Below are 15,159 nucleotides of genomic sequence, written 5' to 3'. Positions count from 1 at the left end.
TCAGCCCTCGCCGTCCGTGGCCGTGTCCTGCCCGGCGGGCCCGTCCGCCGGGCCGCCCGCGCTCTCGCCCAGCAGCCGCTCCGCCAGGACGGCCGACAGCGCCCGGGGCGTGCCGTACGTCCACAGCAGGGTCGGCGACAGCCGCAGCCCGAACGCCGCCTCCAGCCGGTTGCGCAGCTCCAGGCCCATCAGCGAGTCCAGCCCGAGCGACTTGAACGGCGTGTCCCGGTCGATCGCCCCGGCGTCCAGCCGCAGCACCCGCCCGGCCAGCTCCTGCACCTTGGTCTCCAGCAGCTCCGGCCACCGCTCCTGCGGCGCCGCGCGCAGCTCGGCGAGGAAGGCCGCGCCCGCGCTGCTGCCGCCGCCCCCGTGCCGGGCCAGCTCGCGCAGCGCGCTCCAGCTCTCCAGCGTCACCGCGTCCGGGTACGCCTCCAGGTACTGCCGCAGGTCGATCGGCACATAGGCGACCACCGGCTCGTCCCCGCCGAGGAAGCCCTCCAGGGCCCGCCACGCCTCCTCGGTGGAGAAGCCGGCCATGCCGCGCTCCGCCAGCCGGGCGCCGCGGTTGTCCTCGGCGGCGGCCAGGCCGACGTCGCTGAACGGCCCCCACTGCACGCTCAGCGCCGGCAGCCCGCGCCGGCGCCGGTCCACCGCCAGCGCGTCCATGAAGGCGTTGCCCGCCGCGTAGGCCGCCTGCCCGGCGTTGCCGAACAGCGCCGCCGCCGAGGAGAACAGCAGGAAGAAGTCCAGCGGATCGCCCTCGGTCACCGCGTCCAGGTTGACCGCGCCGTCCACCTTGGGCGCCAGTACCCGGTGCAGCTGCTCCGGCGTCAGATTGAGCACCGTCGCGTCGTCCAGCAGACCGGCCGCGTGCACCACGCCGCGCAGCGGCGGCAGCTGCTCGCGCACCCGGCGCACCGCCTCCGGGTCGGCGACGTCCGCCGCGAAGGTCTCCACCAGCACGCCGCGCGCCCGCAGCGCCTCGATCCGCGCCACCGCGTCCTCGCGCGGCGCCGACCGCCCGACCAGCGCCAGCCGGCCCGCGCCCCGCTCGGCCATGAACTCCGCCAGCGACAGGCCGAGCGCGCCGAGGCCGCCGGTGATCAGATAGCTGCCGTCGCCCCGGAACCGGCCGTCGCGCAGCGGCTCCGGCACCACCGAGGCGACCGTCGACGGGTCGGACAGCACGAACTTGCCGATGTGCCGGCCGCGCGCCATCTCCCGCATCGCCTCGGCGGCCCGCTCGAACGGGTACCGCAGCACCGGCAGCGGCAGCAGCCCGCCCGCCGCGACCTGCTCCCACACCTCGGCGAACAGCCGGGTGAACAGCGCCGGGCGGCGGGCGATCACCGCCGCGAGGTCCAGCGAGGCCAGGCTGATGCCCTTGCGGAACGCCTCCAGGCCCAGCGTGCGCCCGCCGTAGATGTCCGCCTTGCCGACCTCCACGAACCGGCCGCCCTCGGCCAGCACCTCCAGGCCCAGCGGGATCGCCGCGCCGGTCAGCGAGTTGAGGACGACGTCCACGCCGCGTCCCCCGGTCGCCGCGCGCACCTGCTCCGCCCAGGCGAGGTCCCGGGAGTCGAACACGTGCCGCACGCCCAGCGCGCGCAGATGGGCGCGCTTCTCCTCGGTGCCCGCGGTGGCCAGCACCTCGGCGCCGAGCAGCCGGGCCACCTCGATGGCCGCCAGGCCCAGGCCGCCGGCCGCCGAGTGGATCAGCACCGTCTCGCCGGGCGCCAGCGCGGCCAGGTGCCGCAGCCCGTACCAGGCGGTGATGGTCACCGCCGGGAACGCCGCCGCCTCCTCGTCGGCCATCCCCTGCGGGACGGGCTGCGCGTGGTCGGCGAGCACCGTCCAGTGGGTGGCCAGCGAACCGCCGCTGGTGCAGGCGACCACCCGGTCGCCGGGCGCGAAGCGCTCGACGCCCTCCCCGGTCCTGGTCACCACGCCCACGCCGTCCAGGCCCAGCAGCCGGGCGTCGGCCGAGGGGTCGGGGTAGGTGCCCATCACCTTCATCACGTCGATGAAGTTCAGCGCCGCCGCGCAGACCACGATCTCGATCTCCCCGGCGCCGGGCGCGCGCCGCTCCAGCGGGCGGAACGCCAGACCGTCCCAGGTGCCCTGACGGTCCGGGGCGAGCCGGAACGACTGCCGCGCGGAGGTGTGTGCAGAGGGCCGGTCCGACGGCGCCGCCGCGCCGCGCACCAGCCGGCCGACCAGCCGCTCGCCGCCGCGCAGCACCACCTGGTCCGCGCCGTCCTCGGCGGCCAGCTCGGCCGCGCACCGCGTCGCCCAGGCGGCGTCCGCGCCCGCCACGTCCACCAGCACCGGCCGCAGCTCGGGGTGCTCGCCGCGCAGCACCCGTACGAAGCCCCAGTACAGGGCCGCGCCCGGGTCGCCCGGGCCGTCCGCCGACGGCGGAAGCTGGGCGTCCGCGGTCACCACGGCCAGCCGCGGCACCAGCGGGCGGGTCGCACAGGCCCGCACCAGCGCGGCCAGCGCCGGCAGGCCCGCGCGCTGCGCGGCCGGACCGGCGTCCGCGTCCGGCGCCACGAAGACCACGCCGGTCAGCCCCTCGACCGAGGCCAGCCGCTCCGCCCAGACCTCGTCGCGCTCGGCCGCCGCGCCGTCGGCCACCTGGGCCAGCGCGGTGGCGCCGAGCGCGCCCAGTGCCTCGGCCAGCGCACCGGCCCGCGCCCAGGCGGCCGTGCCGCCCACCGCGTCCGCCGCGCACACCGCCCACCGGCCGTCGGCGGCCCCAGGGCTCCCCCCGGCCTCGGCCCCGGAGCGGGCCAGCGCCCGGAACTCCATCCGGTGGATCCGCTCGGCGTCCGCCGTGCCCGGGTCCGCCGAGGCCGCCAGGGCCTGCATCCGCAGCCCCAGCAGGCTCAGCAGCGGCCGCCGTCCGGCGTCGAACAGGAACAGGTCGACCAGCTCGCCGCCGCCGTCCCGGCGCACCGCGTGCGACCACAGCGCGGTGACCGGCTCCGCCAGGTCCTGGTGCAGATGGATCCGGTCCACCCCGACCGGCACCGCCGCCTCCTCGCCGGGGAACAGCGGGATCGACGCCTGCAGCGCCGCGTCCCACAGCGCCGGGTGCAGCCGGTGCGGGTAGCCGCCGACCAGCAGGCCCTCCGGCAGCCGCACCTCGGCCAGGCACTGCGCCGCCTCCCCGCGCAGGCCCAGCACGCCCCGGAACGCCGGACCGTAGTTCAGGCCGCGCGCCGCGTTGTCCGCGTAGAACCCCTCGGCCGGGGCCGCCTCCAGGTCGAGTAGCCGCTCGGGGAAGGACGGCAGCGCGGCCGCGGTGTCCTCCGTCAGCACCCGGGCCGAGGCGTGCCGCACCCAGCCCTGGGCGCCCGGCTCCAGCGAGGAGAGCGTGAAGCTGCCCCCGCCGGTCACGTCGTCCCGCCAGCCCAGCGCCACCGTCACCGGCTCCTCGGTGAGCGTCAGATGGCTGTGCAGGCCGACGTCGACGAGCGTGCGGTGCGCCCCGCCGGTCCGGGTCAGCGCCGTGCGCAGCGCCAGCTCCAGCATCGCGGTGCCGGGCAGCACCACCGCGTCGTACACCTTGTGGTCGCGCACCCAGGGCAGGTCGGCCGGGGCCAGCTCCAGCGTCCCCGTCCACGCGCCCTGCTCGGTCACCGACGGCATCAGCCGCAGCGCCTCACCGGCGCCGCCCGCGGTCCGCCGCCGGGCCGGCTCCACCCAGTGGGCGGTCCGCTGCCACGGGTACGGCGGCACCGGCGCCCAGGCGTCCCGGGGCAGGGAACCGAACGGCTCCAGGCCGCTCACGTACGCCCGGGCCATCGACTCGCGCACCGTGCCCGGCGAGCCCTGGTCGCGCCGCAGCGTCGACAGCACCTGCGGCGGGACCGGCCGCTGCGCCGCCAGCTGCTCCAGCGCCGGGGTCAGCACCGGGTGCGGGCTGATCTCCACCACGTGGGTGACGCCGTTGTCGAACAGCCGCTCCATCGCGTCGGCGAACATCACCGGGCGGCGCAGGTTGTCCACCCAGTACCGGGCGTCCAGCTCGGGCCCCTCCAGCGGGGCCACCCGCACCGTCGACATCAGCTCGACGGCGCCCCGGCCCGGGCGCACCGACTGCAGGGCCGCCAGCAGGTCGTCCTCCAGCTCGTCCATCTGCGGGCTGTGCGAGGCGTAGTCGACGTTGACCAGGCGGCAGAAGGTGCCCTCGGCCTCCAGCAACTCCTTGAGCGCCAGGACCAGTTCGGTGTCCCCGGAGAGCACGCAGCTGTTCGGGCCGTTGTTCACGGCCAGCGACACGCCTTCCTCGAAGCCGGACAGCGCCGCCTTCGCGGCGTCCAGCGAGAGGTCCACCGCCAGCATCCGGCCCTTGCCCGAGGTGCGCCGGGCGATGGCGCTGCGCCGGGCGACCACCATCGCGCCGTCCTCGTAGGAGAGGATGCCCGCCGCGGTGGCCGCGGTGACCTCGCCCTGGCTGTGGCCGACCACCACGTCCGGCTCCACGCCGGCCGCCCGCCACACCTCGCACAGGCCCAGCGAGACCGCCCACAGGGTCGGCTGCAGCATGTCGATCCGCGACAGCCACTCCTCGCCGGCCTCGCCGGAGACGACCTCCACCAGGTCCCAGTCGGTGTACGGCTCCAGGGCCCGCGCGCAGCGGCGGATCACGGCGGCGAACACCGGGTCCGCGGCCAGGAGTTCGCGGCCCATGGCGTGCCACTGGGAGCCCTGGCCGGGGAACACGAACGCGGTGCGGCCGCGCGGCGCGGCGCGTCCGGTGAACACCCCGGCGTCGGTGGCGCCGGGGTCGGCGGCCAGCCGCTCCAGCCGCTCGGCCGCCTCGGCGGCGCCGGTGGCGGTGACGGCCGCGCGGACCGGGAACTGGTCGCGCCGCCAGGCCAGGGAGCCGGCCAGCGCCGGGAGCGCGGCGGTACCGGAGGCCAGCAGCCGGCCCAGCTCGCGGGCACGCTGGGCGAACGCCTGCTCGTTGTGCGCCGACACCGGCAGCAGCACCGCGCCGTCCTCCCCGTCGGGGGCCGGGGCGGCGGTGGTCCGCGGCGCCCCGGTCAGCACCACGTGCGCGTTGGTGCCGCCCCAGCCGAAGCTGCTCACCCCGACGAAGACCTGCTCGTCGGCGGGCAGCGGCAGCGGCTCGCGCACCACCGTCAGGTTCAGCTCGTCGAAGGCGATGTCCGGGTTGAGCTCGGCGGAGTGCAGGCTCGGCGGCACCACCCCGTGGCGCAGCGACAGCAGCGCCTTGAACAGCCCGGGGATGCCGGCGGCGGCCTCCAGGTGGCCGATGTTGGTCTTCACCGAGCCGATCGGCAGCGGGCCCGCGTCCGCGCTGCGGGCCTGCCCGAGGACCCGGCCGACCGCGCCGGCCTCGATCGGGTCGCCGACGGCGGTGCCGGTGCCGTGCGCCTCCAGGTAGGCGACCCGGTCGGCCGGGATGCCCCAGTGCCGGTAGGAGTCGCGCAGCAGCCGCTCCTGGCCGAGCGGACTGGGCGCGACGACGCTCTGCCCGCCGCCGTCGTTGTTCACCGCGGTGCCGGCGATGACGCCGTGGATCCGGTCGCCGTCCGCGAGCGCGCGGGCGACGGTCTTCACGTACAGCGCGCCGACGCCCTCGCCGCGCACGAAGCCGTTGGCCCCGGCGCCGAAGGCCTTGCAGCGGCCGTCGGGGGACAGGCCGCCGAAGTGGGTGAGGCCGATCGAGGCGGTCGGGTCGAGCATCAGGGCGACCCCGCCGATGATCGCCGCGTCGACCTCGCCGGCGCGCAGCGCCTGGGCGGCGAGGTGGGCGGCCACCAGCGCGGAGGAGCAGCCGGTCTCGACGACCAGGCTGGGGCCGGTGAGGCCGAGGAAGTAGGAGACCCGGGCGGCGATCATGTCCAGCGCGTAGCCGGGAGCGGTGTGCTGGGTGACGCCGCTGCCGCTCTTGCGGCCGACGTGCTCGTAGTCGTGCCAGCCGGCGCCGACGAAGACGCCGGTGCGGGTGCCGGCCAGCGCCCGGGCGGGCGTGCCGGCGTCCTCCAGGGCCCGCCAGGCGGCCTCCAGCATCAGCCGCTGCTGGGGGTCGAGCATCTCGGCCTCGCGCGGGGAGATGCCGAAGAAGGTGGCGTCGAACTGCTCGACGTCGTCGAGGAACCCGCCGACGGCCTGGACCTCGCGCTGCGGGTCGAGCTGGGCGGTGGCGTCCCACCGGGTGGCGGGCACGGGACGGATGGCGTCGTGCCGATCCGTCAGCAGCCGCCAGAAGCTCTCGACGTCGGGGGCGTCGGGGAACCGTCCCGCCATGCCGACGACGGCCAGGGCCTGAGTCGGGTCCTGGACCACAGGGTCTGTGTGCATGTCCTCTTCCTCTGGCATCCGTGGTGAGCGGGCTTCGGTCGTGGTCCGGCTCGGGGCCGGGGCGCGCGGGGGCGCACGGGCGGGCGGGGAACGTCCGGCGCGGGCCGGGGCCGGGGCCTTCCGGCGGCGCGCGGGCGGTGGAGGGTGTCGGGGTGGACGGCCGTCGGAGTGGCGGACGGGGAAGGCGGGGAGGGCGGGACGGACGGGTGCGGGTGGGCCGCCCGGGGCGGACGGGCCCCGAGCGGCAGTCGATCACCAGTGCGCATCGTGGTCCTGGCCGGTGACCGGCGACAAGGCTTTGACCTGCTTTTACTGACACTTGTCACGTCCCTGTCCCGGGGCATCGGGTCGGCCCCCGGAGCGGGGATAGGTTGAGGGGTCACCGCATGACACGCGTAGACCCACTGACCACGCAGGTCCCGCCGCTGTCGGCGGTCCCGGCGGTCCTGGCGCGGACATGTCCGCAACCGGACGCCCGGAGCCGTCGACGGGGCCGCTCGGGCGGCCGCAGACTGGGCCTGCGACCGAAACGATCACCATGAGTTCCGTTCACGGGATCCTCGGGGGAGACCTAGTGATGACCATTCGTGTGTTGGTAGCCGACGAGCAGCTGCTGCCCCTGGACGCGATCGCCGAGGTCCTCTCCGGCGTCAAGGACTTCGAGGTCGTGGGCGCGGTGAGCCGCAGTTCGATGATCGTCCCGGTCGCGGTGCGCCGACGGCCGGACGTGGCCGTGCTGGGCATGGGCACCGCGCAGGGCGGCTTCCGCCTGGTGCGGGAACTGGGCCGACGGCTGCCCGACTGCCGGGTCGTCATCATGACGGCCAGGCCCACCCGGACGCTGGTGGACCGTGCGGTGTCGGCGGGCGTGCTCGGGGTCGTCCCCAAACAGACGAAGATCCCGCGCCTGGTCGACGCCATCCGGGACGCCGCCGCCGTCGGCAGACCGCCGGGCGCCGGCAGACCGGGCGGAGCGAGACCGGGCCTCGGGGGGCCGGGCCTCGCAGGGGCGGCGGTCGGCGAGCCCGAGCCCGCCGTCCCCCCGACAGCGCCGGCGCCGTTCGCCGAACAGGTGCTGAGCGAACGCGAACGCGAGATCCTGCGGCTGACCGCGACCGGCGCCTCGGTGAAGGAGGTGGCCCGCGAGCTCTACCTCGCCGCCGGCACCGTCCGCAACCTCACCTCGGGCGCCATGCGCAAGCTCGACGGCCGCAACCGCTTCGACGCCGCCCGGATCGCCTCCGAACGCGGCTTGTTGTAGCCCCCCGCGGCCGCCGGCGGCGGGGCGCGGACGGCGCGGTCAGGGCGCCGCCACCTCCGGCGCCCGCTGCGCCTCGTGCTCCAATAGCCCGAGCCGGGTGGCCCGCACCATCGCGGTGAGCCGGTTGTCGGTCTCCAGCACCCGCAGGATCTCGGCGACGAACCGCCGCACCGTCCGGTCGGAGTACCCGAGGTGCCGGGCGATCGCCTTGTCGGTCGTCCCGGCGGCCATCATCCGCAGCACCAGCAGATGGGTGCCCGCGAGCACCGGCGCCGAAGCGCCGCCCCGGCGCCGCCGGGTGTACGGCTCGGCCGTCGACCAGCTGTGTTCGAAGACCCGGGTGAACAGCTGGACCAGCGGCCCGCCGTCGATCACCACATTGCGGCGCGCCCCCTCCGTCTGCGATTGGGTGACCACCTTCTCCTGGTCGACGATGACCAGCCGCAGCGGCAGCGACTCGGCGGTGCGGACCTCGGCGCCCGCCTCCTGGAGCGCGTTGACGTACTCGACGACGTCCGGACTGCCCAGGGCCGAGGCCGGAGCCACCAGCCGGTAGTGGATGCCCCGGCGCAGGAGCTCCACGTCCTCGCGGATGGACGGCTGCAGCGGCTCGCGCTCGGCCGCGCTGGGCAGCATCACCGCCACCTCCGATCGGCTGGACGCATGCAACTCCCAGAGCCTGGCGCGCAGTTGCTCCCGCGAATCGAGCACCTCGACGGCCGGGCCGGTGTCGACGACCGGGCCGCTCCCGACGGCCGGCGGGGCCAGCAGGCCGCCGGCCAGGTCGGAGATGAGGTCCTGGGCGCGGGTGAACTCGGCCAGCCGCTCCCGCTGGTCCGCCACCAGCCGGCTGAGCACCCGCTGCGGCGGGACGACGGGCGAGTCCGGATCCCGGTCGAGAAGCCCCTGCTCGGCCAGCCAGTCCACGGCCTCCCGGACGTCCTCGGGGCAGGCGCCGAGCCCCCGGGCGAGCTCCACCGGATCCGCTCGGCCGTCCTCGGCGCGGAGGAGCGCGTGGTAGACACGGTACGCAAAGCGAGCGTTGATACCGGTTGCCGCCGACATCGCCTTGAACTCCAGCCGTAGATCCGGATCGTGAGCGGGAACGCGCGATTGAACACCGGGGAAACCGATTCCCCGGCGTTCGGGTGGCGAGACTACTGCAAGGATTCGCCCGGTCAAGGGTGCCGCGGCTTAACTCCAGGCATACCCCCTAGGGGTGACGAACCGTCCGAGGTCGCACGGTGCTGTTCGTCCACGTCGCGTTCACCCCGTCGTCGGCTGTCGCTACCGCAGGACGGACTCCAGGAAGTCGCTGCCGAGCCGGGCGACGGCCGGGAGGTCGAGCTGGTGCAGGACGTAGCGGCCCCGGCGCCGGGTGACGAGCAGGCCGGCCTTCCTGAGGACCGCGAGGTGGCGGGAGACCTCCGGGGCGGTGATGCCGTACGCGTCGGCGAGCTCGCTCGTCGAGTACATGCCGCGCGCGAGGTTGCGGCACAGCCGCATCCGCATCGGATGGGTCAGCGCTTCGAGCCGCCGCGTGACCGTTTCCACGGACTCGGTGCCGCCGACCTCGTCGGTGGCCACCGGGTACTGGACGACGGGCTGCCAGCCCGGACCGTAGATGGCGAACAGGTGCGGCCACCCGAAGACGCTCGGCAGCAGGGTGACGGCCCGGCCGCGGGCCTCGGTGCGGCCGTGCACCAGCTTGTCGGCGACGATCCGGCTGCCCTGCGCGTCCTCCTGGAGGCTCAGCGCCGGCGACGCCGCCGCGAGCGCCTGGGCCAGGCCCTTGCGGCGCAGCAGTTCGGTCTTGTGCTGGGCGTCGGCGGCGAGCTGGACGCGGACCCGGCGCCAGGTCTCGGCGAAGAAGGCCTGGTCGCAGTCCTCCAGGAGCCGCCGGATCCAGGCGCGGGTGGCGGTGGGCTCGGCGAGCATCCGCTCGACGAACGCCGCCTGGCGCGGGCCGCGCGCCGCCGCCAGGTCCAGCGCGCGGCGCCGCGACCGGGCGTCGACCAGCGGTGACGGCAGGCCCTTGGCGTAGTGGCTGGTGCTGCAGGAGATCTCCAGGGCCGCGCCGACGAACCGCTCGTCGTCCATGCGGTCGAGGTCGTCCAGTTCCTCGGCGAGCGTCTCCCGGGGCCGGGTGGGCATCAGGAAGTCGGAGCGTGTCGAACGCCACATGAAGTCGGCTTCGAGCAGCCGGTCGGCCAGCTCCGGCCGGAGCGCGGCGGAGGTCGCCGTCGTCCACGCGTGCAGCCGGGTGTGGTGAGCGGGCTCGGCCAGCGCGTGCAGCGCGCTGCCGAGCTCGGCCAGCGGCGAGGGGCAGAAGGTGATCCGCTCGTGCGGCAGTCCGGTGATGTCTATGGTCACGCTCACCTCTCCATGGTGCCGGACCGGGCGGAGCCGCTGCCGCGCCATTTGACCAGGGCCGTCAATCGACGGGACCTCCGGGGCGGCCAGGGTGCACGGTGATCGCATGAACGCACTGCAGCAGCACCTCCTGGACAGCTACCGGGCCGACCGGCACGCCGAACCCGCCCCGCCGGCTCCGGGTGCCCGCGACATCGAGGTGCTGCGCGCGGTCCGCGACCACCGCCGCTTCCGGGCCGTCCTTGCCGGGCGCCCGGCCACCGGCCGCCTCCGCGCGGCCCTGCGGCGGGCCCTCGGCCGAGCTCCGCGCTCCTGGGCGCGGACCGGCTGGTCCGCCGAGTAGCGCCCACCGGTGCCGGGGGCGGGTGCCCGGCCACGGCGGTGCCGGACGGTTCCGCTACAGTCCCGGGCATGTCCGGGGAACCTGCGGGCGGCGTGCCGGCCGCCGAACACACCACCGGACAAGCGCAGGTGACGGACCACCGGTTCCTGGTGGCCGCCGACCCGGGCGAGGTGGCGACGGGGCTCGCCACGGCGCGGGGCCCCGCCGCTCGGCTCGCGGCGGCCGTGTACCGGGCGTCCGCCGAGGCGCACGGCACGGCCGACGCCGCCACCCGGCGGCAGATCCTGGCGCTGGACGCGGCCCGCTTCGGCGACCGCGCGCTCTCCGACGGCCTGGCCGCCGTGGCCCTCCCGCAGGCACCGGACGCGCGGTGGCGGGTGGACTGGGCCACCGGCTCCGGCGTCCACCCCCGCTTCCTCGGCCTGCTCGGCGCCACCGACGCGGCCGGGCCGCCGCTGGTGGACGTCGACGGCCGCCCCGCCGTCCTCGTGCGCGACCGGGACGGTGCGCTGCTGCTCCGCGACCCGGTCACCGGCGATCCGGTCCTGCGGCCGTCCGCCGCCGGCTCCGTGCCCGGGCAGGAGTGCAGCGCGCTGCTCGACGGCCGGCCGGTCACCGTCCGGTGCGACGGGAACGGCGCGCCGACGCTGCTCGACCCGGCCACCGGCGAACCGCTGGGCACGCTGGCCACCGACGAGAACGAACCCGGGCCCGCCCCGTCCACCGTCGCGGCGCTCACCTTCGACGGTCGCCCGCATGTACTGGGTGACGACGGGGCCGGGTTCGCCCTGTGGGACCTGACGACCTCCGGCCTCGCCAGCCGCATCGTGGTGCTGGAGGACGACGACCTCCGGACGTGGGCCGTGCTGGAGCTCGACGGGCGCCCGCACGTCGTGGTGGGAGGCTTCCGCGGCACGATCGGGATCTGGGACCTCCAGGCCGGCGCACGCGTCGCCGAGGAGTGCTCCGAGGACGTGGACCTCCGGCAGCCGGTCGCCGCCGCGGTCGGCGGACGCCCCCATCTGCTCACCGTCGGCAGCGACCCCTGCGGGGGCGAGCCGCTGGGGGAGGCCGAGCTGTGGAGCCTCGACCCGCTGCGGCGGGTGGACCGGCTGCCCGTCGGCCGGGGCGGGCTGACGACCGCCGTGGCGAACGGCCGGTGCTGGGTGGTCGGCGAGGGGGGCCGGGCCTTCGAACTGTCCGACACCCCGCCGGTCGGGTGCCGGACGCCGGGCCACCGGGCCGTCGTCAGGGCGATCGCCTCCACGGTGCTCGACGGCCGGCCGGTGGTCGTGAGCGGCGACGACGAGGTGCTGCGGCTGTGGGACCTCGCCACCGGCGAGCCGCTCGGCCCGCCGCTGTCCGCCGCGCCCCACGTCGACGCCCACGAGAGCGCGGCGGAGCGGGTCCGGGACCTCGCCTCCGGCGCGGAGGCCGCAGCCGAGGCCGCAGCGGAGACCGCGCGACAGGCCGGCGAGGGGGCCGTGCTCGCCCCGGAGGTGGCGGCTCTGGCGCCCGAGGGGCTGACCGCGGCGGCCACCGGTACGGTCGACGGCCGGCCCGTCGCGCTGTTCGCCGTCCGACACCGCGTTCGGGTCTGGGACCTCTCGGGCGAACCGGCCGTGAGCGATGAACTCGCCTTCCCGGAGCCGGTGGCCGCCCTGGCCGTCACCGCGGACGGCCGGGTGCTGGCCGGGTTCGGCCACGATCTGGCCGTCCTCTCCCCGCATTGACGGTCGAACGGCGCACAGTCCATCGGAACGTCTGATCTGCTGTCAAAGTTCCTGGTTTTCCTGCGAACTTGAGTGATGCCCCTTTAAGCTCCCGTTAACATGGCGGCTTTTCAGCCACACGCGAATGTCCTCGCGGGGTCCGGGCGGAAGGCCCGACTGACAATGAGAGCAGGGATGACAACGACACGTGATCAGGAGTCCGGTGCCGTTCGCGGTCCGGAGCGGCGGTGGCCGGGCCTGCCCGGACGCCGTACCGTGGGGGGCGCCGCGGCGCTGCTCCTCGGCATCGGGGCGTGCTCGCTGCTGGCCGCCCCGGCCGCGTTCCCGCAGGCGGCGGACGGGACGGTGACGGTCCACGTGATCCGCGCCGTCGACACCGACGGAGTGTGGACGCCCGGGCTGGAGCCCGGGATGGCCGGCGTCAAGGTGACCCTCACCGACGACACCGGTGCCGGGGTCGAGGGCACCACGGCGGCGGACGGCACCGTCACGCTGACGCCGGGAACCAAGCTCACCGGCGGCAAGTACCGCGTCCAGGTGGTGAACCCGAAGCCGGGCACGCTCTACCCGGCCTTCGCCTCCCGCGAGGGCCTGGGCGGCACGCCCAACCAGCTCAGCAGCAACGAGGAGTTCGTCGACGTCTCCGGCGGCAAGAACGCGACGGTGCTCACCGGGCTCTGGAACCCCGGTGACTACTGCCAGAAGAACGCCCCGCTGGTGACGACCTGCCAGCCCACCACGCGCGAGGGCGGGGCGCAGCGCACGCTGGTCTCCTTCCCGTACAACGCGCGCGGCCAGGACGGCGAGGACTTCAAGGCCACCAACGTCGCCACCAACGCCGACACCGGCACGCTGTACGGCATCGCGTGGAACAAGGCCGACCGGCGGGTGTTCTCCTCGGCGGTCGCCAAGCGCACGACGGACTACGGTCCCGGCGGCGCGGGCGGGATCTACGTGACCGACTGGGCGTCGAAGCAGACGACCCTGTTCACCACGGTCCCGAACGCCGGTTCCACCGCCCACGGCGGCGGTACCGACGACGGGTTCATCGCGGTGCCGGGCAAGGAGAGCCTCGGCGGCATCAAGGTCACCGACGACGGCAAGGACCTCTTCGTCGTCAACCTCAACGACCGCAAGCTCTACCGCTACAACGCCACGGTGGCCACGGCGGCCACGCCGAAGGCCGTCTACTCCATCCCGGACCCGGGCTGCCCGGCGGCCGGGGACTGGCGTCCGTTCGGCCTCGGCCTCCAGGACGGCACCGGCTTCCTCGGTGGCGTCTGCTCGGGCGAGTCGACCGGCAAGGCGTCCGACCTGCGGGCCGTGGTCCTGCCGTTCGACCTGGACACCGGCGCCTTCTCGGCGGCGATCCTGAACGAGCGGCTGGACTACCCGCGCCAGTCGACCGTCGGGGCGGGCACCCCCTGCGAGGGTGCGGCCTGGTTCCCGTGGACCAACGGCTGGCCGACCTCACAGAACGGCAACGCCTGCGGCACCGGCCTGCTCGCCCAGCCCGAACCCGAGCTGGGCGAGATCGCGTTCGAGACCGACGGCTCGATGCTGCTGGCCTTCCGCGACCGCTTCGCCGACCGCGCGCCGTCCGGCATCCCGTACGCCGCCGTCATGTCGGGCGGTGACCTGAACAAGGCCTGCCCGGCCAACGGCGGCTACGTCATGGACACCAACAACGGCTGCGGGCTGACCGTCCGGGGCACCCGGTTCTTCGACACCAGCTGGGGCGGTCACCGCAACACGGCGTTCGCGGGCATCGCGGACTCCAAGGTCGAGAACACCATCGCGACCTCCGCCTTCGACCCGAACCACACCGCGCTCGGTTACGGCACGTCGTTCCTCCAGCGGAACGGCCAGCAGGACCCGAAGTTCGGTTTCCGGCTCACCCCGAAGGAAGGTCCCGACCCGTTCGGCAAGGGCGCCTCGATGGGCGACCTGGAGGTGCTCTGCGACCAGGCGCCGCTCCAGATCGGCAACCGCGTCTGGTACGACCCCGAGCGCAGCGGTATCCAGCGCCCGGGTCAGAAGCCGGTGCCCGGGGCGACGGTCAACCTCTACGACGAGGCGGGGAAGCTCGTCGGCACCACCAGGACGACCGATCGCGGTGAGTACTACTTCGACGACAGCAATGTCACGGGCGGCCTCAAGCCGCGCACGAAGTACACCGTCCGGCTCGACAACCCCGCCGACTACGCCAAGGGCGGCCCCCTCTACCAGTGGGTGCCGACCGACTCGGACGTCGGCGACAACGCCTTCATCAACTCGAAGGGTGTCGTCCCGGCGGGCGGGCAGTACGCCGAGCGCGCGCTGACCACCGGCGGTCCGGGCGAGAACGACCACACCTACGACTTCGGGTTCCGCCAGCAGGAGGGCGCGCTGCGCCTGGTCAAGCACGACCAGGACGGCAAGCCGCTGGCGGGCGCGAAGTTCCAGCTCTGGAAGGAGTCCAACGGAACCGCCGGGCTGCAGAGCACCGGTGACAAGCCCGACGCGAAGGTCGGCGAGCCCTGCACCACCGGGGCCGACGGCATCTGCAAGGGCAGCGGCGTGGCCGGGTCGTACTACTGGGAGGAAGTGAGCCCGCCCGAGGGCTACTCCGCGCCGGAGACCACGGTGTTCGGCCCGCTGGTGCTGAACGCCGACAACCTGGCCGCCGGGGTCGAGGTGACGGCCGTCAACAAGCTGAAGCCGACGCCGACGCCGACGGCCACCCCGACGCCGACGCCGACGCCCACCGAGACGCCGACGCCGACGCCGACTCCCACCCCGACGCCGGTGCCGACGCAGACCCAGGCGCCGACGCTGCCGTCCCCGGCCGCGACGCCGCCGGCGCCGGCCACCCCCGCCCCCGGATCGCACCTGGCCAACACCGGTACGAACGAGGGCATCCCGGTGATGGCGGCCGGGGCGGGCACGCTGACCGTCCTCGGCGCGGCGCTCGTGCTGATGGCACGCAGGCGCCGGGCCCAGCACCGCTAACCTGCCTCCGACGGCTCAGCCCGCCGGGCCCGTGACACGGTCCGGCGTGGTGGCCGCCGAGGCACCAGGGCGGGTCCGTGGACCTCTTGGTCCGCGGGCCCGCCCGTGCGTTGCGCGGG

Annotated in this window: 7 protein-coding genes; 4 read left to right on the top strand and 3 right to left on the bottom strand. The window is 75.3% G+C overall.

Features of this window, described 5'->3' with window-relative positions; translation table 11 throughout:
• The gene (locus tag ACFVUH_RS20990; protein ID WP_387914847.1) at window positions 1–6,339 is read right to left on the bottom strand and encodes an SDR family NAD(P)-dependent oxidoreductase; all 6,339 of its coding nucleotides are present in this window, start codon (window positions 6,337–6,339) and stop codon (window positions 1–3) included.
• Between the two features lie 577 nt (window positions 6,340–6,916).
• Here ACFVUH_RS20990 and ACFVUH_RS20985 point away from each other — a divergent pair.
• Window positions 6,917–7,600, top strand: coding sequence for a DNA-binding response regulator (locus tag ACFVUH_RS20985; RefSeq protein ID WP_387914846.1), 684 nt, complete (start codon window positions 6,917–6,919; stop codon window positions 7,598–7,600).
• Between the two features lie 39 nt (window positions 7,601–7,639).
• Here the strand turns inward: ACFVUH_RS20985 and ACFVUH_RS20980 are convergent, their stop codons facing one another.
• Window positions 7,640–8,578: a LuxR C-terminal-related transcriptional regulator gene (locus ACFVUH_RS20980; RefSeq protein WP_387914845.1), complete on the bottom strand. Its 939-nt coding sequence runs from the start codon at window positions 8,576–8,578 to the stop codon at window positions 7,640–7,642.
• A gap of 309 nt (window positions 8,579–8,887) precedes the next feature.
• On the bottom strand, window positions 8,888–9,973 hold the full coding sequence (locus tag ACFVUH_RS20975; protein WP_387914880.1) for a DUF5937 family protein: 1,086 nt from the start codon (window positions 9,971–9,973) through the stop codon (window positions 8,888–8,890).
• A 106-nt stretch (window positions 9,974–10,079) separates the two neighbouring features.
• On the opposite strand from ACFVUH_RS20975, the gene ACFVUH_RS20970 reads away from it, so the two are divergent.
• From ACFVUH_RS20970 to ACFVUH_RS20960, 3 genes are all read left to right on the top strand, one after another.
• A complete protein-coding gene (locus tag ACFVUH_RS20970) occupies window positions 10,080–10,316 on the top strand; it encodes a hypothetical protein (protein ID WP_355368246.1) in 237 nt (78 codons plus the stop codon).
• A gap of 68 nt (window positions 10,317–10,384) precedes the next feature.
• Window positions 10,385–12,049 (top strand): WD40 repeat domain-containing protein, encoded by a 1,665-nt coding sequence (locus ACFVUH_RS20965; protein ID WP_387914844.1) that lies wholly within the window; start codon window positions 10,385–10,387, stop codon window positions 12,047–12,049.
• Window positions 12,050–12,223: 174 nt separating this feature from the next.
• A complete protein-coding gene (locus tag ACFVUH_RS20960) occupies window positions 12,224–15,040 on the top strand; it encodes an SdrD B-like domain-containing protein (RefSeq protein ID WP_387914843.1) in 2,817 nt (938 codons plus the stop codon).
• Window positions 15,041–15,159: the final 119 nt, after the last annotated feature.

The organism is Kitasatospora sp. NPDC058032 (assembly GCF_042885845.1).
In the GTDB taxonomy this organism is placed as follows: Bacteria; Actinomycetota; Actinomycetes; order Streptomycetales; family Streptomycetaceae; genus Kitasatospora.
This window is presented reverse-complemented; position numbering and strand designations above follow the sequence as displayed.

Excerpts from the sequence above, each read along its gene's own strand:
- ACFVUH_RS20990 (WP_387914847.1), bottom strand. The coding sequence starts at position 6,339 with ATGCACACAGACCCTGTGGTCCAGGACCCGACTCAGGCCCTGGCCGTC.
- ACFVUH_RS20985 (WP_387914846.1), top strand. The coding sequence starts at position 6,917 with ATGACCATTCGTGTGTTGGTAGCCGACGAGCAGCTGCTGCCCCTGGAC.
- ACFVUH_RS20970 (WP_355368246.1), top strand. The coding sequence starts at position 10,080 with ATGAACGCACTGCAGCAGCACCTCCTGGACAGCTACCGGGCCGACCGG.
- ACFVUH_RS20965 (WP_387914844.1), top strand. The coding sequence starts at position 10,385 with ATGTCCGGGGAACCTGCGGGCGGCGTGCCGGCCGCCGAACACACCACC.
- ACFVUH_RS20960 (WP_387914843.1), top strand. The coding sequence starts at position 12,224 with ATGACAACGACACGTGATCAGGAGTCCGGTGCCGTTCGCGGTCCGGAG.